Source organism: Psychrobacter immobilis (assembly GCF_904846285.1).
Taxonomy (GTDB): Bacteria; Pseudomonadota; Gammaproteobacteria; order Pseudomonadales; family Moraxellaceae; genus Psychrobacter; species Psychrobacter immobilis_D.
The window spans coordinates 1-22,273 of the sequence record NZ_CAJHAD010000017.1 but is presented as its reverse complement, the minus strand read 5'-3'; the positions used below and the strand labels follow the sequence as shown (position 1 = coordinate 22,273).

Annotated in this window: 17 protein-coding genes; 7 read left to right on the top strand and 10 right to left on the bottom strand. The window is 42.8% G+C overall.

Features of this window, described 5'->3' with window-relative positions; all coding sequences use genetic code 11:
* The first annotated feature begins 123 nt into the window (after nucleotides 1–123).
* From ribE to glmS, 7 genes are all read left to right on the top strand, one after another.
* A complete protein-coding gene (ribE, locus tag JMX13_RS10125; protein ID WP_201546650.1) occupies nucleotides 124–654 on the top strand; it encodes a 6,7-dimethyl-8-ribityllumazine synthase in 531 nt (176 codons plus the stop codon).
* Between the two features lie 285 nt (nucleotides 655–939).
* Nucleotides 940–2,100, top strand: a complete 1,161-nt coding sequence (gene nusB / locus JMX13_RS10120) for a transcription antitermination factor NusB (protein ID WP_201612374.1) — start codon at nucleotides 940–942, stop codon at nucleotides 2,098–2,100.
* A 2-nt stretch (nucleotides 2,101–2,102) separates the two neighbouring features.
* Entirely contained in the window at nucleotides 2,103–3,143 is a 1,041-nt protein-coding gene (thiL, locus tag JMX13_RS10115; protein WP_201612373.1) for a thiamine-phosphate kinase, read from the top strand.
* A 3-nt stretch (nucleotides 3,144–3,146) separates the two neighbouring features.
* A complete protein-coding gene (locus tag JMX13_RS10110) occupies nucleotides 3,147–3,737 on the top strand; it encodes a phosphatidylglycerophosphatase A (RefSeq protein WP_201612372.1) in 591 nt (196 codons plus the stop codon).
* A 221-nt stretch (nucleotides 3,738–3,958) separates the two neighbouring features.
* Entirely contained in the window at nucleotides 3,959–5,335 is a 1,377-nt protein-coding gene (gene glmU, locus JMX13_RS10105; protein WP_201612371.1) for a bifunctional UDP-N-acetylglucosamine diphosphorylase/glucosamine-1-phosphate N-acetyltransferase GlmU, read from the top strand.
* Nucleotides 5,336–5,483: 148 nt separating this feature from the next.
* Nucleotides 5,484–5,819, top strand: coding sequence for a hypothetical protein (locus JMX13_RS10100; RefSeq protein ID WP_201612370.1), 336 nt, complete (start codon nucleotides 5,484–5,486; stop codon nucleotides 5,817–5,819).
* Between the two features lie 149 nt (nucleotides 5,820–5,968).
* The gene (gene glmS / locus JMX13_RS10095; RefSeq protein WP_201612369.1) at nucleotides 5,969–7,813 is read left to right on the top strand and encodes a glutamine--fructose-6-phosphate transaminase (isomerizing); all 1,845 of its coding nucleotides are present in this window, start codon (nucleotides 5,969–5,971) and stop codon (nucleotides 7,811–7,813) included.
* 193 nt (nucleotides 7,814–8,006) lie between these two features.
* Here the strand turns inward: glmS and JMX13_RS10090 are convergent, their stop codons facing one another.
* The 10 genes from JMX13_RS10090 to JMX13_RS10045 all read right to left on the bottom strand — a co-directional run bounded on the left by JMX13_RS10090 (nucleotide 8,007) and on the right by JMX13_RS10045 (nucleotide 22,086).
* Entirely contained in the window at nucleotides 8,007–8,483 is a 477-nt protein-coding gene (locus JMX13_RS10090) for a hypothetical protein (RefSeq protein ID WP_201612368.1), read from the bottom strand.
* A 75-nt stretch (nucleotides 8,484–8,558) separates the two neighbouring features.
* Nucleotides 8,559–9,410 carry a sulfite exporter TauE/SafE family protein gene (locus tag JMX13_RS10085; RefSeq protein ID WP_201612367.1) on the bottom strand — a complete coding sequence of 284 codons (852 nt, stop codon included), beginning with the start codon at nucleotides 9,408–9,410 and terminating at the stop codon, nucleotides 8,559–8,561.
* Nucleotides 9,411–9,505: 95 nt separating this feature from the next.
* Complete coding sequence (locus JMX13_RS10080) at nucleotides 9,506–10,006, bottom strand: flavin reductase (RefSeq protein WP_201612366.1); 501 nt, start codon at nucleotides 10,004–10,006, stop codon at nucleotides 9,506–9,508.
* Nucleotides 10,007–10,093: 87 nt separating this feature from the next.
* Nucleotides 10,094–11,140, bottom strand: coding sequence for a methionine synthase (locus JMX13_RS10075; RefSeq protein WP_201612365.1), 1,047 nt, complete (start codon nucleotides 11,138–11,140; stop codon nucleotides 10,094–10,096).
* A gap of 68 nt (nucleotides 11,141–11,208) precedes the next feature.
* Nucleotides 11,209–12,246: a DUF1852 domain-containing protein gene (locus JMX13_RS10070; RefSeq protein WP_201612364.1), complete on the bottom strand. Its 1,038-nt coding sequence runs from the start codon at nucleotides 12,244–12,246 to the stop codon at nucleotides 11,209–11,211.
* Between the two features lie 403 nt (nucleotides 12,247–12,649).
* Entirely contained in the window at nucleotides 12,650–13,924 is a 1,275-nt protein-coding gene (locus tag JMX13_RS10065; protein ID WP_201612363.1) for a lipoprotein-releasing ABC transporter permease subunit, read from the bottom strand.
* A gap of 34 nt (nucleotides 13,925–13,958) precedes the next feature.
* Entirely contained in the window at nucleotides 13,959–15,461 is a 1,503-nt protein-coding gene (locus JMX13_RS10060) for a surface lipoprotein assembly modifier (RefSeq protein ID WP_201612362.1), read from the bottom strand.
* A 95-nt stretch (nucleotides 15,462–15,556) separates the two neighbouring features.
* Nucleotides 15,557–17,131 carry a transferrin-binding protein-like solute binding protein gene (locus JMX13_RS10055; protein ID WP_201612361.1) on the bottom strand — a complete coding sequence of 525 codons (1,575 nt, stop codon included), beginning with the start codon at nucleotides 17,129–17,131 and terminating at the stop codon, nucleotides 15,557–15,559.
* 525 nt (nucleotides 17,132–17,656) lie between these two features.
* Entirely contained in the window at nucleotides 17,657–20,755 is a 3,099-nt protein-coding gene (locus JMX13_RS10050; protein ID WP_201612360.1) for an efflux RND transporter permease subunit, read from the bottom strand.
* The gene (locus JMX13_RS10045) at nucleotides 20,752–22,086 is read right to left on the bottom strand and encodes an efflux RND transporter periplasmic adaptor subunit (protein ID WP_201612359.1); all 1,335 of its coding nucleotides are present in this window, start codon (nucleotides 22,084–22,086) and stop codon (nucleotides 20,752–20,754) included. The genes JMX13_RS10050 and JMX13_RS10045 overlap by 4 nt, the downstream gene beginning before the upstream one ends.
* Between the last annotated feature and the right edge of the window lie 187 nt (nucleotides 22,087–22,273).

Below are 22,273 nucleotides of genomic sequence, written 5' to 3'. Positions count from 1 at the left end.
TTATTATCATTTGATTTTCGTTCATTTAACGGATAATTAACCGCTTAAATAGACTATTTGAACCCAACGTTATATTTAGATTCCTATATTTTATTAAAAGCCCATTCAGCAAAGGATATTTTTATGTCGAATTTACAACAGCAGCGCAATGATGTGACCCACATCGATGGTAATTTACATCAAAATGAAGATGCGCGTATCGGTATCGTCGTTGGTCGTTTTAACGGTTTTGTCGTTGAATCATTGGTAGATGGCGCAATCGATGCGCTACTGCGTCATGGCGTTTTGGGTAGCAACATTACCGTGATTCGTGTTCCTGGTGCCTTTGAGTTGCCATTGGTTGCCCAGCGCGCTGCTGAGTCTGATCGCTTTGACGCCATCATTGCGTTAGGCGCGATTATTCGTGGTAGCACGCCGCATTTTGACTTTGTGGCTAGCGAATCTGCCAAAGGTTTAAGCAGTGTTGCTATCGATTATAATATTCCTGTTGCCAATGGTGTATTGACCACTGACAGCATCGAGCAAGCGATTGAGCGCTCTGGTACGAAAGCCGGTAATAAAGGCTCAGAAGCGGCGATGGTGGTACTAGAGATGATTGCGGTATTATCACAGTTAGATATTAATGATGACTATGATAGTAGCGACGATGCTTAGATAATAGTAACGATGCTTAAGGATGGCGCTTAATTAAACCGTCATTTTATAGATCGTTTTTGCTTATTTAATCAGCTTAATAGGTACTGTGGTTTGTTATAAGCTATTGTTTATTATAAAAAAACCACAGTGTCATTGCTATAAAGAATAATAATACTACAAAAAACATTGTAAACGGCGCTAGCAAGCGTCGATGTAACACTTGAATGTCATAGCTGTCAGCCGACTACTATTTAACATCTTATTTTTAAACTTATTATCTTAAAACCTAGGTACAAACCCCTTATGACTGACCAACTCAAGCGCGCTATTAGCGCTGCGCAAACCGCACAACTCATTGATGGACAAGCTGAAGCGACGCGTATCGCAAGCAGTAGTGCGGGCGATCAAACCTTCGATATGAGTGAAACCACTTATAAGACCAGCCACACTGCTGTGCGTAAGGCTCGTCGCTTTGCTATGCAAGGTCTATACGAATGGCTCGTCACCGACCGCCGTTTTGATATCGATGGCAAGCTTGGCTGGAAAGCCAATGCCCCGCATGATATCGCTGCCCGTACCCGTGCGACCAATGCCATGCATACCGTACATATCGGTTATTACCATGAAATGATGCGTGATATTCCAGAGCAGATTGACGCTCTCGATGTGCTAATCAGTCAGCATCTTGATCGTGAAATCGATAAGCTTGATACCGTCGAGCACGCTATTTTATTAATTGGCGCGTATGAGCTACAAAACCGCTTAGAGATTCCTTATAAAGTGGTGCTTGATGAGGCGATGAAGCTAAATAATCATTTTGGCGCTACAGATGCGCATAAATTGATTAATGCCGTCCTTGATAAAATGGCGGTTGAATTGCGTGCGCTTGAAGTAGAAGCAGATAGCAAAGCCAATCTACGCACGTCACAAAAAGCGGCGACTCAATCTAAGACTAAGCAGGCTGAAGCTCAATCTGCTAATGTTGAAGAAGCTACTGAAACCCCTGCCGAATCTGATATCGACAGCACGGTAACTGGCTCAAACAAACCACGTATCAGTGCGAATAATGCCAGTGTTAAACGCAATAGCGCGAGTAAAGCATTAGCAAATATCATTGATTATAAGATAGGCAAGCAAAACGAAGCGGCAAAAGATGTCGTTGCTGCCGACTCTATCGTTAATGAACAGCTTGTCGAAGAAAATACTGCGGCCAATACTGACATTGATGAAGACAGTAATTTAGATAGTAGCGCAGATAGCAATGATGCTAGCAACGAGAACAATAGCGCCGCCGATATTGCGCTACAAGACTCTAATATTGTTAGTACTGACCAAGAAGTCGCTGACCAAGAAGATGCTGCCGCAGATAGCAGCTCGTTAGATAATACTGAGCTAGACGATACTATGTCAGACAACTTAGATAACATTGTGTCAGATGATACTGATGCAAAAAGTAAAGACTAGTCATGAATGAGTTTGAGCTGATTGAGCGTATATTTTCCCAAATCCAAGCTGCACAGTCATCGTCTAGCATTGTCGATAAAGGCAATGTCGAAAAAGGCATTGGTGATGATGCCGCGGTAATGAGCTTGCCTGCAGGCGCGCGCTTGGTCAGCTGTATTGATACCCTCGTTCAAGGTCGTCACTTTAGCGCTGATTGGGAGCAAGTGAATAAGCTTGCCTTTTCTATCGGCTATAAAGCCGTTGCGGTAAATGTCTCAGATATTGCCGCGATGGGCGCCACCCCGCACAGTATTTTATTGGCATTAGCCTTACCTGAGCGTTTGGCGAATGAGCAATGGCTGACTGAGTTTGCCAACGGTTTATTTCATGCTTGCCAGCTATTTGGTGTGACGCTTATTGGCGGTGATACCACGCGCAGTGATAGCTTGATACTCAGTGTCAGCGCGCAAGGATTGCTTGATGCCAACACACCAGCTGTTTACCGCTCAGGCGCGCAAGTTGGTGATAAAGTCTATGTCTCAGGCACGCTTGGCGATGCCGCTTATGCGCTACAACATCCTGATAATGCTGTCGGTATTGAGCTTGCACATCGATTGCATATGCCAACGCCTCGTATTACCTTAGGTACCGCACTAGCGAAAGTTGGTGCAACTTCTATGATAGATATCTCTGATGGTTTGTATCAAGACCTTGGGCATATCTGCCAGCAAAGCGGTATCGCTATGCGACTTAATTTGGAAAATCTGCCTACTAGCAAACCATTAGTCAGCATCGATTTATCTGAGCGTTTATTGTGTCAATTGGCAGGTGGCGATGATTATGAACTGGCTTTTACCTTGCCTGCTCATATCGAACCGCCTAATAGTAAGGACGCTAATACGCCTGTTACCTGTATAGGTGAAGTAATAGCCATAAACCAGGCAAATGCTACTACGAATTTACGACCAGCGCTTTTTTATCAAGGTCAGCCAGTCACACCGACTCATCCAACCCCATTTCCTACTTGGCCCAATCTGATGGGTTACCAACATTTTGCAGGTTAACCCATGATTGATCACGACCTTATTAAGCCTGACATCCGTAAAGCCAATGATTGCCCGCCTCTTCCCGCCAATGCCAGTGCGCTTGACCGTTTAATTTATTGGCTTGGTATTGGTTTAGGCAGTGGTCTGCCTCGCCGTGCCCCCGGTACTTGGGGCACAGTTGGCGGTTTAATCGTTGCGATACCTTTATTAAGTTTAGGCTTTGTGCCGTTTTTGATTATGACCATTTTAGCTTGTTTGCTTGGTAATGCGATATGCGGTCGTACCTCAGAGCTGATGGGCGGTCACGATAATCCGCACATTGTTTGGGATGAATGGGCAGGTATGTGGCTTACATTACTGCCGCTATCTTATATGGGTATTGCTGACGGCAATTTTTGGCAAAATATCGCCCAAATATCTACTATCGTAGCAATCATTATCGCCTTTATATTATTCCGCTTTTTTGACATTATTAAGCCACCGCCGATTAGCTGGGCGGATAAAAAAGTCGCGGGCGGTCTGGGTATTATGCTCGATGATATTATCGCTGGCATCATGGCGGCAGCTATTTGGGTGATTGTTTATACTTTTATTTTTACCCTTGCTGATTAACAATCATCATTATCTAATTTTTAGTTAGACTACCTTTATGCTTTCACGTCTTTCATTTCTTAACATCTTTTATCGTCTCCCTAATTTTATGCGCTAGAATTTTTGGTGCTAGCTGGATAAAACAATATTAAGATTACAAAGATGTCACGACATAGCATTTTGGTTAAATGACGATTTACGTTATAATTCAAACTTATATTTTGTTACATTTGTAGGCTATTATGACATCTTCTCTTTCGGTAATTATCCTCGCTGCTGGCAAAGGCACGCGTATGCAGTCAGCCAAGCCAAAAGTGCTGCAGACACTGGCTGGCAAGTCACTATTGGGTCATGTGCTTGATACCTGTCATCAATTGATCGTTGATGACACTATTATTGTTCATGGTTTTGGCGGCGAGCAAGTCCAAGCAGACATTAGTGAGCAATATGCGCACCTGCCTATTACTTGGGTCGCCCAGACTGAGCAGTTAGGGACAGGACATGCGGTAAAAGTGACGCTGTCTGATTTACCAAAAGAAGGTCAAAGTCTGATTCTTTATGGTGATGTGCCATTGGTCAGCTGCCAGACGTTAACGGCATTAAAGTCTGCCAATACTGACGGTATGTCGATGTTGACCTTGACGGTTGAAAACCCTTTTGGTCTCGGTCGTATCAAACGTGATAAAGATGGCAATATTGAAGCGATCGTCGAGCAAAAAGATGCCAGCGCCGATGAGCAAAAAATTCAAGAGATTAATAGCGGTATTTATTGCGTTGATAATGCACTATTGCATAAATATCTGCCAAAACTGTCTAATAATAATGCGCAGCAAGAATATTATCTAACTGATATTGTTAAAATGGCGGTCGCTGAAGGCATTAATATCGTTGCGATTGAGCCTGAGCATACCTTTGAGATTGAAGGCGTCAATAACCGCCAACAGCTTGCCAATTTAGAGCGCACGTGGCAAGGAAAATTGGTTGCAGACCTGCAAGAAGCCGGTGTGCAGTTTGCCGACCCAAATCGTGTTGATATTCGTGGTACCTTAACTACCGGTCAAGATGTGTTCGTTGATGTGGGAGTGGTATTTGAGGGCGATTGCGTCTTAGGCGATAACGTTTATATCGAAGCGGGCTGTGTGATTAAAAACGCTCGTATTGGCAACGCTTGTCATATCAAACCTTATTGCGTGATTGATCGTGCTGAGATTGGTGCAGGTGTTGATGTTGGTCCTTTTGCCCATTTGCGTCCTGAGACCGTCTTGGCTGACAACAGTAAAGTTGGAAATTTTGTCGAAATTAAAAAATCAACCGTTGGTCATGGCAGCAAAGTAAATCATCTGAGTTATATTGGTGACGCCATCATCGGTACGAACGTCAATATTGGTGCGGGCACGATTACTTGTAATTATGATGGCGTCAATAAATCGCAAACCATCATTAACGACAATGCCTTCATTGGTTCAAACACTAGCTTAGTTGCTCCCGTAACGATTGGTGATACCGCAACGGTTGCTGCAGGTTCTGTGATCACCAAAGACGTTGATGATAAAGCATTAGCCTTTGGTCGCGCTCGTCAAACACAAAAAGATGATTTCCAACGTCCGACCAAAAAATAACGGATGAACTGGTACTTAAATCAAGGATAAGGGTTTTTAACTAAGCTTAAGCAGTACGAAAACCCTTGTAGCACTGCTCTTCCTAATCTAGCTTGACTTAAGGGTAAATGTTATGAAAAATATATTATCCGTTACTTTAGTACTAATCATGATGCCATTTTCAATAGCGTCAGCGAGTACGACGCTAGAATATGATGCCGAGTGCAAATACTTTGATGCTAAGACAGTACTGAAATACTCAGGTAGGTGCCATTTCAATTGGGGCGTTGGCATGGAATCCCCGGATGACCAAGGTCATATTAAGACCTATCAGCGTTATATCATGACCTACCCTAATAGCAATGAAGTTTGGATATATATCAATGATGATGACTCTGCTACTGTAAATGATATTCCAGCCAAGTCATTAAAATCAAAAAAAGGTTTTGAAAAAGTCATCACGAATCAAGGCGAAGTTTTTGAATTTACTAAAGGATCAGAATAAGTCTGAAACTAGATACGCCTAATAATGTTAAAAAGTAAGCAAAATTAAGCAGTACGGCAATGATTTGTGGTGCTGCTTATTCATATTTATAGCTTAATTAAATATCATCATGTATGAAAATATTAAAAAATCGAATTTAAGGAATAGTTATGTGTGGAATCGTTGGAGCAGTCGCTGAGCGTAATATCGCCAATATCTTACTTGAAGGTCTTAAGCGCCTAGAATACCGTGGTTATGACTCTGCCGGTCTGACTGTCATTCGTGATGGCGAGCTACATCGCGAGCGTCAAGTAGGTAAAGTGCAAGCGCTGGTCGATGCCGTTGCAACGAATCCTGAATTTTTCGATGGTCATATCGGTATTGCTCATACACGTTGGGCAACGCATGGCGAACCTGCTCAGCGTAACGCGCACCCGCACATATCAGGTAAAATCGCTGTCGTCCACAACGGTATCGTTGAGAACTATGCCGAATTAAAAGAAGATCTGATTGCCAAAGGCTACGAGTTTACCTCGCAAACCGATACCGAAGTTGTCGCCCATTTAATAAATGATATCTACAAAAGCACGCCTGATTTATTAGAAGCCGTTCGTGCGGTTATTCCTTTATTACATGGCGCTTTTGCCCTTGGTATTTTGCATATCGATTGCCCAGATGAGCTTATTACCGTCCGCTTAGGTTCTCCTTTGGTCATCGGTGTTGGGATTGGCGAGAACTTTATTGCCTCTGATCAATTAGCCCTATTACCGGTCACCAATCGCTTTATGTATCTAGAAGAAGGCGATATTGCCAGAATGACTCGCGACAGTATTACCGTTTATGCCGATGGCGTTGAAGTAAAACGTCAGATACATGAAATTGACGCGACCCAGCATAATGCCGATAAAGGTGAGTTTAAGCATTATATGCTTAAAGAAATCTATGAGCAGCCAGATGCTGTCAGAAGAACTGTTGAGATGGCAGTTGATAACGGTACAACTTTTAAATTGCGCGACGACTTTTTACAACGTCATGAAGCGCAATTAAAAGGCATTAAGCACGTCCAAGTCATCGCTTGTGGCACCAGTTATCACTCAGGTTTGGTGGCAAAATATTGGTTTGAGAGCCTAATTCGTGTGCCTTGTTCCGTTGAAGTTGCTAGTGAGTTCCGCTACCGCAATCCGGTCGTCGTCGACAACACATTGGTCATTTGTATTTCGCAATCTGGTGAAACAGCGGATACCTTATCCGCGCTTCGTGATACCCAAAAGCAAGCGCCAATAGGTCTGGTAAGCTTGGCCTTATGTAATGTACCGACATCATCTTTGGTCCGTGAGACAGACATTTTTTTACCAACGCTTGCTGGCCCTGAGATTGGTGTTGCTTCTACCAAAGCCTTTACGACTCAGCTAGCTGCTTTGATGCTACTGGTGTTAAAAGTGGGTGTCCTGCAAGAGCGTATGACGGGCGAAAACTTGACCATTCTGCTTGGTCAATTACAACAATTACCCGGTCAACTACATGCCAGCTTGAACCTTGATGCGCCTATCAAAGCCATGAGTGAGCACTTTGAATATAAGAAAAGCTGCTTATTCTTAGGTCGCGGTTTACAGTTCCCTATTGCTCTAGAAGGTGCCCTAAAGCTAAAAGAAATCTCTTATATTCACGCAGAAGGCTATGCCGCAGGTGAGCTAAAACATGGCCCATTGGCATTGGTTGATAAAGATATGCCTATCGTGGTGCTAGCACCAAAAGACAGTATGTTTGATAAGCTAAAAGCCAACATGCAAGAGGTACATGCGCGCCACGGTGAGTTGTTTGTATTTGCCAGTGAAGAAAGTAAGATGGTCGCAGAAGATAGAATGCACGTGGTCTATGTACCTGAGGTTTGCGAGACGCTTGCCCCTATCGTTTATAGTGTGCCAGTACAATTACTTTCGTATCATGTAGCGGTAATGCGCGGTACAGATGTCGATCAGCCACGTAACCTCGCAAAATCAGTGACGGTTGAGTAGCTTAAGTATTTGATTTTAAAGTATTTTTAATCATAAATTACTTATCATAGTATTGTATAATACTGAATCCTTTGCTGTCTAGTATTAACTAGATAGCAAAGGATTTTTTGTGTAATGAACATGGAAAATTTCATTAACTTGGATATATGTCTGTATAAGTATTATATTGAGCAGCAAAGCAAACCGGAATTGATTATGTTCCTATTTCAGACTCAGCCTTATTTAGGTTGTCGCAAATGTCTTTTGTGACATCAAAACTACCCACTTTAATATCATCTAAATCGTAATAGCTATACTGATAATCAAATCCCATATTTATACCTTGAATAACCTCTGCTTCTGCACAGGCTAACTCAGTATGTTCATTGCGCATTACCGTTTCAATCTCTTTTCTTTCAGATGCATTATAACCAGATACCTTCAGCCTATAACCGAAAGTGACCGTTGTTCCATCAAAATCAATCTTTTCTAAAGTGGTGACTTCATCAAGTACGCTTGGCAACTCTCTTGTCAACATATCGATATTACGATACATCTCCTGTACATCACGCTCGTGATTGCTAGCCTTAGTAACGCTTTCATCAGGAGCTAAATTAGAGTTGTCATCCGAACAGGCGATAAGTATTAGAAAAGCTGAAAGTACAGCCAATGCTTTAAGTTTATTAAACATAATTATCCAAAATAATATGATTAGGGCGTGTCCTCATTCTAAAGAGAACACGCCCTATTATACAAATATGAATATTTAAACCAGCCCTTTATAAAGAAAATAGCACCCAACCACCGTTAATAACACCGCAAAGCATTTCTTTAATAGTTCTGGCGATAGTATATGAGCGACTTTTGCACCTAACTTCGCGGTGAAAAAACTCATGATACTAATGCCTAAAAAGGCATAAATATGGACAAAGCCAATGGTATTTGGTACATCGACTTGCTGCTGCATCCCAAAGAGCATAAACCCTAACGCACCGGCAATGGCAATCGGCAAGCCACATGCCGCTGACGTACCAACTGCTTTTTGCATAACCACGCCATAACGCGTGAGGTAAGGGACGGTTAAGCTGCCACCGCCAATACCAAAGATAGCAGAAGCGATACCGATAACGCCGCCTGACGCTAGTTGCTTAGGTTTTGACGGCAGTGCTGTATTGGCATGGTTCACTCCCCTGATATTACTAGCGCCATTGGCATCATTAGTATGGCTAGAAACTGGTTTTTTGCCACCAAAAAACATCTTATAAGCGACCCACAGTAAAAACACCCCAACAATCAGCTGAAGATACAATCCAGATATCTGTCCCGCAATTCCTGCGCCAAAAAAGCAACCAATGGCTAAACCTGGTGCCAAGTTTTTAAACACCGGCCACATAACAGCGCCTTTCTTATTATGCGCCATGAGCGAACTGATAGAGGTGACAATGATGGTCGCCAGTGACGTCCCTAACGCCAGATGCATTATATTGTCAGGGCTGTAGCCCATTTGGGTAAAGACGATAAATAACAACGGTACGATGATGGTGCCACCACCCACGCCAAACAGCCCCGCAGCAAATCCTGCTAGCGCGCCTATTATTAAGAAAATGAGTATTTCCACAGGATAGTTACTTCTCGGTTAAATGATTGAAGGGTTATGTGAGTGAAATGCTCATCGATTCGAGGGCCGACTTAAAAACTAACTTGAACGCTAATTTAAGCGATTTCTATTTGAGCGACTTGACCTACTTGATGGTATGAGCGATTAAAATATACCAAACTTTCATCGCTCTCACTTTGTTTGATAGCAACAACTCGGCACATAAAGATACTATGTGTACCCACTTGTTGAATGTCTTCAATCTCACAATCGAAACTGACCAATGCGTCTTCTAAAATAGGCGCACCTGTGGCTAATGTCGTCCAAGCGCCATGCTCAAATCGCTCTTCTGAGCATAGTTTGGAGGCAAAGGCATTGGATATAGACTCATGCTGGGTGCCTAACACATTGACACTTAACGTTTTATTTTCAAGAAAATGGGCGTGTGAGCGAGAGGTCTGATTCATACAGACAAGCAAGGTTGGCGGTGTGTCAGTCACGCTACATACCGCAGAAGCGGTAAACCCATGACAACCAGAGTTGCCTTTTGTGGTGATCACATTGACCGCCGTCGGTAATAGAGACATGCCCTCTCTAAAATCAGTTGCTTCAATCATGACTTAACTCCTAAATTTTAATCTTTAAGTACATTGATAACTGAGGTCACTCATAGGTTTAAACAAGCTAGCGTTTGTTAAGAAATGCTAAACGCTTAGCTCTTGGCGTACGATTTCTGCGCCCGCGCTCAAAGCATACAATTTGTCGCGTGCAACTTGGCGAGATAACGGTGCCATGCCGCAGTTAGTCGAAGGGTAAAGCTTATCCGCATCAACAAACTGCAGCGCTTTGCGTAAGGTATCTGCCACTTCTTCTGGGGTTTCAATGCTATTGGTTGCCACATCAATGGCGCCAACCATCACCTTTTTACCGCGGATTAACTCAATCAAATCCATCGGCACATGCGAGTTTTGACACTCTAAAGAGACAATATCAATATTTGACTGCTGCAATTTTGGAAAGGCTTGTTCATATTGACGCCACTCTGTACCTAAGGTTTTCTTCCAATCGGTATTGGCTTTGATGCCGTAGCCATAGCAAATATGCACCGCTGTTTCACACTTTAAACCTTCGATAGCACGCTCTAAAGTGGCGATACCCCAATCGTTGACATCATCGAAGAAAACATTAAAAGCCGGTTCATCAAATTGGATAATATCGACACCAGCCGCTTCTAAGTCTTTCGCTTCTTGATTGAGGATTTTAGCAAATTCCCAAGCCAATTTTTCGCGGCTTTTATAATGACCATCATATAAGGTATCAATCATCGTCATCGGGCCGGGCAACGCCCATTTGATTAGCTGATCGGTTTGCGAGCGTAAAAATTTGGCATCGTCAACAAACACAGGTTTTTGACGGCTCACATCCCCAACCACTGACGGCACACTGGCCTCATAGCGATTACGAATTTTAACGGTTTCACGCTTTTCGAAATCGACACCATCGAGATGTTCAATAAAGGTGGTGACAAAATGCTGACGCGTCTGCTCGCCATCACTGACGATATCAATCCCTGCCTGTAGTTGCTCTTGTAATGACACCCGTAGCGCATCTTGTTTGGCTTCAAGCAGTTGCTCGCCTTCTAAAGCCCAAGGTGACCAAATTTTTTCAGGTTCAGCTAGCCAAGAAGGTTTTGGCAAGCTGCCCGCGGTTGATGTCGGTAATAATTTTTGTTTCGGTAATAATAGTGTCATAGGATTTATCTTCTTATTTATTCGTATTCTCATTTCAGCTAGATTGAACGTATCTAAATTGAACGTATTTAGGCGGCGTATTCTTTATCTGCACACTCTTCTACCACGCGCTCATTCACATCATAGCTTGCTGCCCATTCTTCAAGAATAGCTTGATAGGGCTGAATAAATTGCGCTTCCGTAAACTTGCCTTGCTTCACCGCCATTTGGCTACGCTCTTCGCGGTCATAGACAATTTGCGTTAGGGAATAATCCTGATACTTTAAGCTGGGTTGATACACCTGACCTGCTGTCGAGTTGGCATTATAAATTTCGGGACGATAAATCTTTTGGAAAGTTTCCATGGTAGCAATCGCACTGATGAGCTCAAGGTCGGTGTAATCGCTCAGCAAGTCACCGGCAAAATAAAACGCTAAAGGCGCCACACTACCAGCAGGCATAAAGTAGCGCACGGTTAAACCCATTTTGGAAAAGTACTCATCAGTCAACGACCCCTTGTTCGAAGAGCAGCCATCTTGTCTATACTCCACCCCTAATACCGGATGCTGATTAATCGTACGATGATAGGTTTTACTGGTTGATACACTCAGGCAAATCACCGGCTGTTTATTAAACTCAGCTTGATAGGCTTCTGAATTCAATAAATACTGAAACAGTTTTCCGTGCAAATCACCAAAATCTGCTGGCGGTGGTAAAGTTGGGTTCTTGTCAAAATGCTCTAATAGGACGATGCTAAAGTCATAATCGCGCACATAAGAGGAGAAGCTATTGCCAATCATACCGTCGATACGGGTGTTGTTTTTATGGTCGACAATCGTTGTTTTAAGCGTTTCAATGATAGGAAAGGTATGCCCATGACCTTCGATATCCAAATCTGCTGAAATAATATCAACTTCAACAGAATAACGGTCGGCAGTTGGGTTATCCCAATGCGCCAAGGCATTAAAACGATTATTGATCATTCTTAACGTTTTACGCAGATTTTCTTCGCGATGTTCACCGCGTGCCAAATTGGCAAAGTTAGTCGTTAGACGCGTGCTATCTGCAGGATGATAGTTTTCATCAAAACGAATGCTCGAGATGGAATATGTAAATTGTTTACTCATGATAATCCGCTACCCTAATCTCATTATGTGAGATAAAACCAAATTTGTGTATGAGATAAATCATACCCGAACTCAATCATGAATAAAAATGATACTATTTAAATTAAAGATGAGTTAAATTCATGTTACTAAGATTTGATTATAGAGAAGGATTTGATAGCAGGGATTTTGGTGGATTATTTTACGGGAAATGAGATTTATAAAGGAATGGAAAAATCTTGGATGATTGAAGAGAATAATGTAGCAGGTTTAGCAACTGACTCGCATTTTACTATCATAAATTGAAGTCGCATATAACGTAGAACTCAAAATACAAATGATAAAGAAAATGGCAAAGGTATCAGACTGAATATGTTGCTGTACTATATTAACTAAATGGAGAAGCAGATAATATTATAGGTAATTATTCACCTTTTAATGCTTGTACAGGTTCAATTTTAGCAGCACTGTATGACGGATATAGAGTAGATAATAAAACGACAACTAAAGAAGATATTAAGATAAGCAGTATATCTATGAGTTTAATTTTGGAAGGTAATGACTCCACAAAGTAATTATCAAAAAGCCCTAAATCAAAAGTGACATTGATCCAAGCTGACACACTAGGAATGCTAAGCGACAGTACAATACCTAAGGCTAAACCAATAAGCACACCTAATACGCCAATAACAGTCCCCTGAACGATAAATATTCGGGAAATAAGACTTGATGACGCTCCAAAAGTTTTTAGTATCGCCACATCTGATCTTTTTTCTGTAACGCTCATCACTAATGTTGAAATAACGTTAAATGCTGCAACTAAAATAATGAGAAATAGAAGTAACGACATCATGGTTTTTTGCATACGAATAGAAGTATATAAACTGCCATGGGTCTGCGTCCAGTCTCCACTAGAAAAAGTAACGTCTTTTTGAACATCTTGGAGAGTAGAAGCTTGGGTAGAAACACTAGTTAATGCTTGCTTAGCTGAGTCCTGAGAGGTAAAAACATCTTTTAAATTTAGACGAATACCAGTCGCACCGTGATTTAAGCCTACCGCATCAGAAGCATCATCCATGGCGATATAACTCATCCACTTCTCTATCTCTTGGCTGACATGAAATACGCCCGTAAGCGTATAAGTATGAAAAGTAGGTGTGATACCGACTGTAGAATTAGAAGGTTTAGAGATTATAATTCCAACTTCATCACCGAGCTTTAAAGCATATTTATCGACGACATATTTGCCGAGGATAATATTATTAGCACCAGCATTTAAACTTTCAAAATCACCCGCTACCATGCTTTGTTTAAGAATAGATACCTTAGCATGAGAAGTTGGCTCTATACCGTTTATGATGGTGCTATTTACATCACCATTTAGCGACAACATACCTCGAGCCTGCACAAAAGGTGCGGTCCCTACTACATTGCTATCGTTTTTTTCTATGGCTTGCGCAAACGGCTTCCAATCATCTAAGGGAAATGACGAATAGACCGCCGCCTGTGGCACCATTCCTAATATTTTTTTAGATAACGCTTCTTCAAAACCATTTAAGACTGACGTCACCACAATTAATGCAGCAACGCCAAGTATTAGACCTGCCATAGATACCGATGAGATAAAAGATAAAAACTTATTAGCATTTTCTGAACGAGTAAAGCGCAATCCTATAACAATGGGTAGCGAACGGCGCATAAGTTAATATCTCTTATATATATGAATAATAAAATTAGAATGCTTTAGTCAATTCGACTGAAACATCATTTTTATCATATTCTTCAAAAGGTGAATTACTGGTTACTTTATTATAGTTCCAACTTAATCTCGGTGTCAGACCCAAGAAAGAGAAACCTCTATTCCATGCGGTAATACCCGCACTGTATTCTTTGTTTTCACGTTGAATACCAAAGAAGTCTGCACCATCATAATTACGCTCTGCGTAACCAAGATCTAATCTTGTAGTATAACCTTTTGGCCATGTTTGACCCCAACCTACTCTGACACCTGGACGGTCATAAGCTAAGGAATCATCTTCAGAATCTCGAGTAGAATAATCAACACCAAATGTCCAAAATTGCTGACCATTTGGCAGATAAACTGCGGTATTTGCTAACAGCCAGTCTTCACCATCATTAAATTCATACTTATCTATATAGCTTGATTTAGCGTAGCGTGCCAAACCCTGATACCGTAGCTTTGGACTAAGCCATTGATTAGCGCTAAGCTTTATCCCCGTAGTATCTGCATAGCTCTGTAAACCACCATCGCCGCTTTTACCTTGCGCATACCAGCGTTTGTTATAAAATGGACCAATCTCCACTTCTGTAACAGCATTCTGATAGCCAATACCAGCGCCGATACCAGCAGTGACATCATTATAGTCTTTATTATCCCAGTAGTATTTACCATAGCTATTTAAGTTAACAGTGGTAAATATCTTGTTGTCATACAACCATTTTCTATCACCACTTGCATTAAAGTTAAAACCTTTCCCTGACTCTCTAGGCGATGTGTAAGTAAGAACTGAGCCATCAGGTCTAACGATCTGTGTACCTTGCTCTGGTGAGTTAGTGATATTACTATCGTCCATATACGATACTGAACCATTAAAACTCCAACGGTCTTGAGCGTTAATAGCATTTAGATAGTTATTAATAACTTTTACATCATCTTCAGTAGGCGCTTCACTACGCAATGCTTCAAACTCCGACTGTGCAGCATCAAATTGCCGGTTGTAGTACAGAGCCATGGCCAACTGAAATCTTAAAATCTGAACTTCAGGTAACTGCGCATTCACCTTACGATACATAGTTACCGCTTCATCTAACTTACCTTTTTTTGCAGCGATAATAGCATTACCCCAGTCTATCACTGAAGGATCATAATTAGGTACTTGTTGATAAACTGGGAGTAATTCCTCTAATGACTCAGCATTGGCTTGTCTGAGCATATTACTTAATAATTTCTCAAACTCAGCAGGATTAGCTTTTAAATAAGCTTTGCTTTCTTCTTTACTCATCTTTGGGCCAGAATCATCTGAAGGCAAATCTGTTGGCAGTCTTTCAAATTCATCTGGGCGCGATTGATTGATTAACTTATTAATTGTTTCAATGGAGTTGTCTTGTGGGGCTAGTGGCACTGTTGATGGTTCAGCAGCTTGCAAGTTCATAGCGCTACAGCTTACTATAAAAGCCAATGCACTATACATATCAGAGTGTCGAAAATATTGCATAACGGTTCCAATCAGTAATTGTTAATCATCAAATACGCAAACGACCACTCAAAGGTGGCCGTCTGCTTGTTCATTACTAGATAATAACTAAACTATTACTCAGTTTGGTTAGCGTTACCGCCAGGAGGAGTGATTACAGGTGGTTTTGGAGTTTCTACTTTCTCTGCACCAAATACACCACCCCAAGCTGGAGCACCATAACCATTAGTTACAGAGTTTACAGCACCACCAAGCTCATCGGCGTTAGGACCGAAGAAAGTACCTTTAAACGTACCTTCTGTTTTATCAGTACCATAAGCTAATTGTGATTCACCTTTAGCAGTGTTACCGAAGATCTGACCTTTGAAGTTAACTAAGTTATCTTGCTTAGTAACAACTGCAGAACCTGCTGCACCTGGTTGTACATCCCAAACGTTAAAGATGTTACCAGCGATAGTTCTATCAGCCATGTTTACATTGGCTTGTACGAAGTTACCTTTACCTTCTAAAGCTCTATCAGCATCACCGAAAGAGTTACTGTTAGGATCACCTAGGTTACCATGGTACGAGTTATCGATACCATACATTAATGCATGACCTGCATAGCTAACGTTACCGCCAGTTGCTTGCATAGCATTCATTTGCGCAACAGTAGTTTCGTTAGTACCACGGTAGAAATAAGTATCTACTGTAGCTTTATCAGCAGTATCTGCAGAATTTCTATCAGCAGCTGCAGAAATAGCAGACTGATAATAAGTAGTGCCATCTACAGTTGTAGCATCAGGTAGTTTGTCGATGTTTGAAGTCACACGACCATATTGAACATCATCAAGTTTGATTTCTTTGAACGATGGCGTTGCAGTTGTTGTATCAACAACTAGATTACCAGCAGCATCAGTAGCTGCAACAAAGCGAACGCTGTTCAGAGCTGCAGCATTGGTTGTATCAAGAGATTTGTTACCGAAAATACGAGTGTTAAGATTCGAACCAGTTACTGCGTTTACTTTACCTTTTGAAGCTGAGTCGTTTTCTTGACCTGTAACAGTAAAGTTAGTATCTGAAGGTGCTTTACTGATTACAACTAAACCATTTTTAGTATTATCAGCACTAGTTACATCAATACCATTGGCAACGTTATATTCTTGAAGGCCAGTAGTAGCAGCTTCAGTTTCTAGAGAGAAGCCATCAACCGCTTCACCAGCATAACGTACCGCTTCTTCAGGTGTACCGTCTTCACGATTTACAGTTTCACGACCGATAACGATGTTATCAAGTTTTTTGTTCTGTAGAGTAATACCGTTCAATACAGTCGCGTTAGCGTTAGTAGTGTTAGGAGTGTTTAAGACACGGTCAAAGTTAGCAGCATCACCACGTACATACTGCTGACCACCAACAGTAGTCTTAGTGTTTAGATCCAAGTTACCTTCAGCTGCTGCACCAGTGTTGTCTTCATCACCTTGACCTGGAGTAGGTGTTGGAGTAGGTGTTGGAGTAGGTGTTGGAGTAGGTGTTGGAGTAGGCGTAGGTGTTGGAGTAGGCGTAGGTGTTGGAGTAGGCGTAGGCGTAGGCGTAGGCGTAGGCGTAGGCGTAGGCGTAGGATTATAACTGCTATCGCCATCACTACCACAACCTGCTAATGCTGTTGCTGCGAAGACAGCACTCAATGCTACTGCTAGATATTTTTGTTTCATCTTTATTTCCTCATATCGATGTAAGAACTACTCATGTATAGATAGTACGGTATACTTCGCTATTAACTACAGCATGTAGGAAGCGAACAGCTTAACGCTCAGATTACCAAACCGTCTGCTTTATGTCAATGTAAAATGCTGTAGCGCAATAGTGATACTACAACGTTATAGCATTGTCATTTTCAGTAAAATTGATACCGCTACAATAAAGCAATATTTAATGGATTTCAATACTTTTATCGACCCAATCGCATTATTTTTACAAAAGTTAATTTTATTTATGTTTTAAATTCAAGGTTTTATAATATATCAAATATTAATAAGCATCCAAACTTGAAAACACTCTTTTACAAGATTATATGAAATTTTATGAATATTAATTAATATTTTAATAAAGCTCCTTAAACAAAACTAATACTTTACACCTTCAATATCAATATTCAATGGATAACTTACCTTATCTACTTGATGATTTTGGTAGTTGGCTATATTTGAGCATCATGCTTTATGCTTTCTCAACATAGTTTACTTTTCAATAACGACACTTTCCTTATCTTTGCCATGCGGTATTAACCATTTGCCAAACCATCCTGATAAGTCGTCCATCAAGGTATAAACCACGGGTATGACCACCAGGCTTAATAAGGTTGAGGTAACTAAACCGCCCAAGACAGCGGCGGCCATTGGACGACGGAAGGTAGGATCGGCATCGCCCCAACCAAAGACCAAGGGCATCATACCCGCGCCCATCGCAATGGTGGTCATAATAATCGGCCGAGCACGCTTACGACAAGAGTCGATAATGGCATCAAAACGCGCCAAACCTCGACGCTGCGCAATCAATGCATAATCGACCAATAAGATAGAGTTTTTAGTCGCGATGCCCATCAGCATAATAAAACCAATCATCGATGGCATCGATAGACTACTATTAGTAATCACCAAGCCCACAAAAGCGCCACCGATAGACAATGGTAACGCCATCAAAATAGTAAATGGCTGCAATATACGACCAAATAATAAAATAAGCACGCCTAAAATACAGACCACACCGACCGACATCGCAATCACAAAGCCGCTAAATAGCTCAGCCATGTTCTCTGCTTGTCCTTGGTCAATAATGGTAATAGAGGCTGGTAGCTGTTGCATACTTGGGATGCTTTTAACCGCTTGTACCAAGTCGCCCAGCTCACCATTGGCGGGCTGAACGGTGATACTAATCGCCCGCTCACGATCGAGGCGGCTGATTTGCGCAGGTCCAGTACCAAAGTTTAATGACGCCACTTCACCTACTCGTACGCCTTGTCCTGCAGGTAAGGCACTCGGCACATATAAGCCTTCTAACTGACTGACGTTTTGCTTAGCGATATCTGGCAGGCGCACTACGATAGGGACTTGGCGCGTATCGAGATTCAGTTTAGATAAACGCTGCTCATAGTCGCCAACGGTCGCCACACGTAAGGTGGCGGCAATATCTTGCGTGGTCACGCCTTTATCGGCCATTGCTAGCCTGTTTGGTGTCACTGTCAGCTCTTGGCGCGGCAGACTGCGATCACTGGTGACAGCACCCGCGCTTGGTAACGCCCGAATCTCTGCCATCATTTGCTGCGCTGTCTGCTCAAGCAGGCGCGGATCAGTACTGGTCAAAGAAAAATTATAACCAGTTTCACCGCCACTCGATAAGCCAACGGTAAAGCGCGCACCCGGTACTTCTGACAACATACTACTGATTTTACGCTCGATTTCTTGCTTAGAGGCACGCTCTGCTCTTGGAGCAAGCACCACATCCAAACCCGCGATATTTTCAGCTTTGCCGCCAGAGCTGGCTTCCATTGCCGCTTGCGCTTCCCCTACCGAGGTAAAAATATGGGTTACTTCAGGCATGGCCAATATACGCTCACTTGCCATCGCCGCAACACGCTCGGTATCTTCTAGCGCCACATCAGGGGTCAGCTCAATCTCAACCCGCGTCTGGTCAATATCATTATCAGGAATAAAAGAGGTTGGTAGTAATTTCACTAAAGCCAACGATGCCACAAATAGTATTAACGTCGCCCCCATCGTAATCCAGCGATGATGCAGCGTCCATGACACCACTTTTAAATACCAATCCATCAACGCGCTTTGTTTTTCGACGTGCTTTTTTTCTGGTCGTAATATATAAGCAGCCATCATCGGCGTGATAAGACGCGCGACCATTAACGACGCAAATATGGATAAGGCTGCGGTCCAACCAAATTGTCGGAAAAATTGCCCGACAATCCCGCCCATAAAGGCAGTCGGTAAAAACACCGCAATTAGGGTAAAAGTGGTCGCAACGACTGCTAAGCCAATCTCGTCAGCCGCTTCCATCGCCGCTTCATAAGGCGTCTTTCCCATACGCAAATGGCGGATGATATTTTCAACTTCTACAATCGCATCATCAACTAGTACGCCGATGACCAGTGATAGTGCCAGTAATGAGATAATATTTAAGCTAAAGTCAAATAAGTACATGCCCAAAAACGTCGGGATAACGGACAACGGCAATGCCACTGCAGCCACAAAGGTGGCACGGATATTGCGCAAAAATAAGAATACTACCACTACGGCAAGCAAACCGCCTTCTATCAGCATGCGTAAGGACGCTTGATAATCTTCAGCGATGGGCGTGGCTCGATCATAGACTTTTTCAATATCGATATTGCCGACATCGGCTGACAGCTTGGCTAACTCGGCGTCAACCAACTCCATGACTTCAACTTCACTAGCACCGCGCGAACGCGTGATATTAAATGCCACCACCGTTTCGCCATCGAGCTTGGCAATCGAGCTTGGGTCAGCAGCGCCATCGGTGATGTCTGCCATACGTCCAAGCGCTTGCGTACCACCTGTCGGCACAGCGACTTGTAAATTGTTTAAATCGCTAACACGTTCAACAGCACCAAGCACGCGAATAGTCTGTGTGGTTTTGCCTACTTCTGCTTCACCGCCTGAGCTGTCTTGCTGGATACCGGTGATTTGATTGGATAACTGAGTGATAGAAAGCTTAAGACCACTTAATGTAATAGGGTCAGCGGCAACGGTAATCTCTCGCTGTAGCCCACCGATGCGACTGACGGTACTGACACCCGGTATGTCGGAAAGACGCTTGGTAATCGTATCATCAACGAACCAAGACAAGTCTTCCACATTCATATTTTCAGACGCAACATAATAGGTAACGACGGGAAATCCTGAGGTTGAAACCTTGGTAATGATGGGGTCATTGGCTGCAGCTGGCAAATCGCTACGCACTTCACCGACTGCCGAACGTACATCGTCGACCGCTTCTTGGATGTCTTTTTCTAAGACAAACTCGGTGGCTATGGTTGCTACGCCCGTCTGTAGGCTGGTGCGAATATGCTTGACACCCTCAATGCTGGTGAGCTTATTCTCCACCTTCTTTGCAATATCGTTTTCGAGCTGCGATGGCGCGGCACCCGGTAAGGTAACGGTAACCACCACCGCTGGTAGGTCAATATCGGGGAATTGTTGCACCTTCATTTGCATAAAGCCGTAGATGCCGCCCAAAGTCAGCAGCACAAACAGTAAGATGGCAACTAAAGGATTTCTAATCGAGTAAGCGGAGACATTTAAACTCATGAGCGCGCCTGCGTGGCTGTGCCAATGCTTGCAGCGTTTGAAACTTTGCCAGTTTGGCTGCCTGATTTATCATTGGCTGTATTTAGACCATCAACAACACGTACCAAGTCGCCATCGTTTAAGAAGCTGCCGCCTTGCTTCACAAGTCGGCTGTCTGCTGGTAGCGGCTCTGTCAGCGCCACATTATCACCAAAGCGCTCACCCAAAGTCACGCGTTGTTGTTTGATACGTCCTATGTTTTTACCGTCTTGGCTACTGATATTGGTCACTAGCATCACATAATCATAGCCATCATTGCTGACAATGGCACTATTTGGTACGGTCTGAGCACTAGTACTACCCAATAGGAATTCACCCGTTTGGTACATGCCAGCACGCACTTTTGAGTTAGCAGCGAGGCTAGCATAAATAGTGATTTGACGGTTATTATCGGCCGTTGGTGCAATACGACTGACTTGCCCCATCACAGAATCGCCACCCGGTAAGCTGACACGCACTGGCGTGCCGACATTTACTTCACCAAGGAGTTTAGGATCGATATCCGCGCGCCATTCCAAAACACCGCCTTTAATAATGGTAAATAATGGCTCACCACCAGCAACCATACCAACCTCAGCCATTTTTTCACTGATGACACCGCTGACCGGTGCGACCACATTGGCATTATTGACACTTAAACGCTGGGTACTGAGTCGCGCTTTAGATGCTTGTAGTGCCGCCTGTGCTTGAAGTTTAGAGGTACGATAGCGATCCGCTTCTTGTCTACTAATGGCATCTATCTCAATCAGCGGCAGGACGCGGGCTGCATCGGCAGTCGCATTGGCAAGCGTTGCTTCTGCTTCGGCAACATCTGCCTCAGCTTGTAAAACCTGTTGCTCCATGGCATCAGTATCAAATATCGCTAGTACTTGCCCCGCTTTGACGCGATCGCCCTCTTGAACCAATATACGCTCAATCGCAACGCCGTTTACTTTGGCGCTGACATTAGCCACGTCTTTAGCATTGATGGTGCCATCGGCACTCAGCGTGTTACCAATACTATCTTGGCTTGGCGATATTGTTTCGACTGATAATACCGCTTGCTGGTTGCTGCTATCTTTTGGGTCGGCAGTTGCGCTTTGCGCACTGCTAGCCCCTGGTAACTCATCACTCGCTGCTTTATCGCCGCCCCAGTATTTACCAACCAACACCCCAATGACAAGTACGATAGCCAATACTGGCAATAACCATAACGGGAATTTTGATGATGATTTAGGCGCTTGCGTATCAGCTTGGCGGTAAGGTGGTAGCTCAGATTCAACTGGCAGCTTGTTGTCTTCAACATCGCTCATGATAACTCTCTGTAATACAGGCAATTAGAAATGGTATAAGGATAGAAAAATAATAGGTAAAAAATTGCTATTTATGATTACAATAGTCTATAAATTTATTGAGGATAGCATATATAGTCAGTCTTTTATAAATAAGATACAATTGTTTTAAAACAAGCGAAATGGTATAAGAATATATGACCTATTC

Coding starts and splice junctions, on each gene's coding strand:
- JMX13_RS10055 (WP_201612361.1), bottom strand. CDS start 17,131: ATGAAACAAAAATATCTAGCAGTAGCATTGAGTGCTGTCTTCGCAGCA.
- JMX13_RS10045 (WP_201612359.1), bottom strand. CDS start 22,086: ATGAGCGATGTTGAAGACAACAAGCTGCCAGTTGAATCTGAGCTACCA.
- JMX13_RS10080 (WP_201612366.1), bottom strand. CDS start 10,006: ATGATTGAAGCAACTGATTTTAGAGAGGGCATGTCTCTATTACCGACG.
- JMX13_RS10075 (WP_201612365.1), bottom strand. CDS start 11,140: ATGACACTATTATTACCGAAACAAAAATTATTACCGACATCAACCGCG.
- JMX13_RS10110 (WP_201612372.1), top strand. CDS start 3,147: ATGATTGATCACGACCTTATTAAGCCTGACATCCGTAAAGCCAATGAT.
- glmU (WP_201612371.1), top strand. CDS start 3,959: ATGACATCTTCTCTTTCGGTAATTATCCTCGCTGCTGGCAAAGGCACG.
- JMX13_RS10090 (WP_201612368.1), bottom strand. CDS start 8,483: ATGTTTAATAAACTTAAAGCATTGGCTGTACTTTCAGCTTTTCTAATA.
- glmS (WP_201612369.1), top strand. CDS start 5,969: ATGTGTGGAATCGTTGGAGCAGTCGCTGAGCGTAATATCGCCAATATC.
- JMX13_RS10100 (WP_201612370.1), top strand. CDS start 5,484: ATGATGCCATTTTCAATAGCGTCAGCGAGTACGACGCTAGAATATGAT.
- thiL (WP_201612373.1), top strand. CDS start 2,103: ATGAATGAGTTTGAGCTGATTGAGCGTATATTTTCCCAAATCCAAGCT.
- nusB (WP_201612374.1), top strand. CDS start 940: ATGACTGACCAACTCAAGCGCGCTATTAGCGCTGCGCAAACCGCACAA.
- JMX13_RS10060 (WP_201612362.1), bottom strand. CDS start 15,461: ATGCAATATTTTCGACACTCTGATATGTATAGTGCATTGGCTTTTATA.
- ribE (WP_201546650.1), top strand. CDS start 124: ATGTCGAATTTACAACAGCAGCGCAATGATGTGACCCACATCGATGGT.
- JMX13_RS10050 (WP_201612360.1), bottom strand. CDS start 20,755: ATGAGTTTAAATGTCTCCGCTTACTCGATTAGAAATCCTTTAGTTGCC.
- JMX13_RS10065 (WP_201612363.1), bottom strand. CDS start 13,924: ATGCGCCGTTCGCTACCCATTGTTATAGGATTGCGCTTTACTCGTTCA.
- JMX13_RS10070 (WP_201612364.1), bottom strand. CDS start 12,246: ATGAGTAAACAATTTACATATTCCATCTCGAGCATTCGTTTTGATGAA.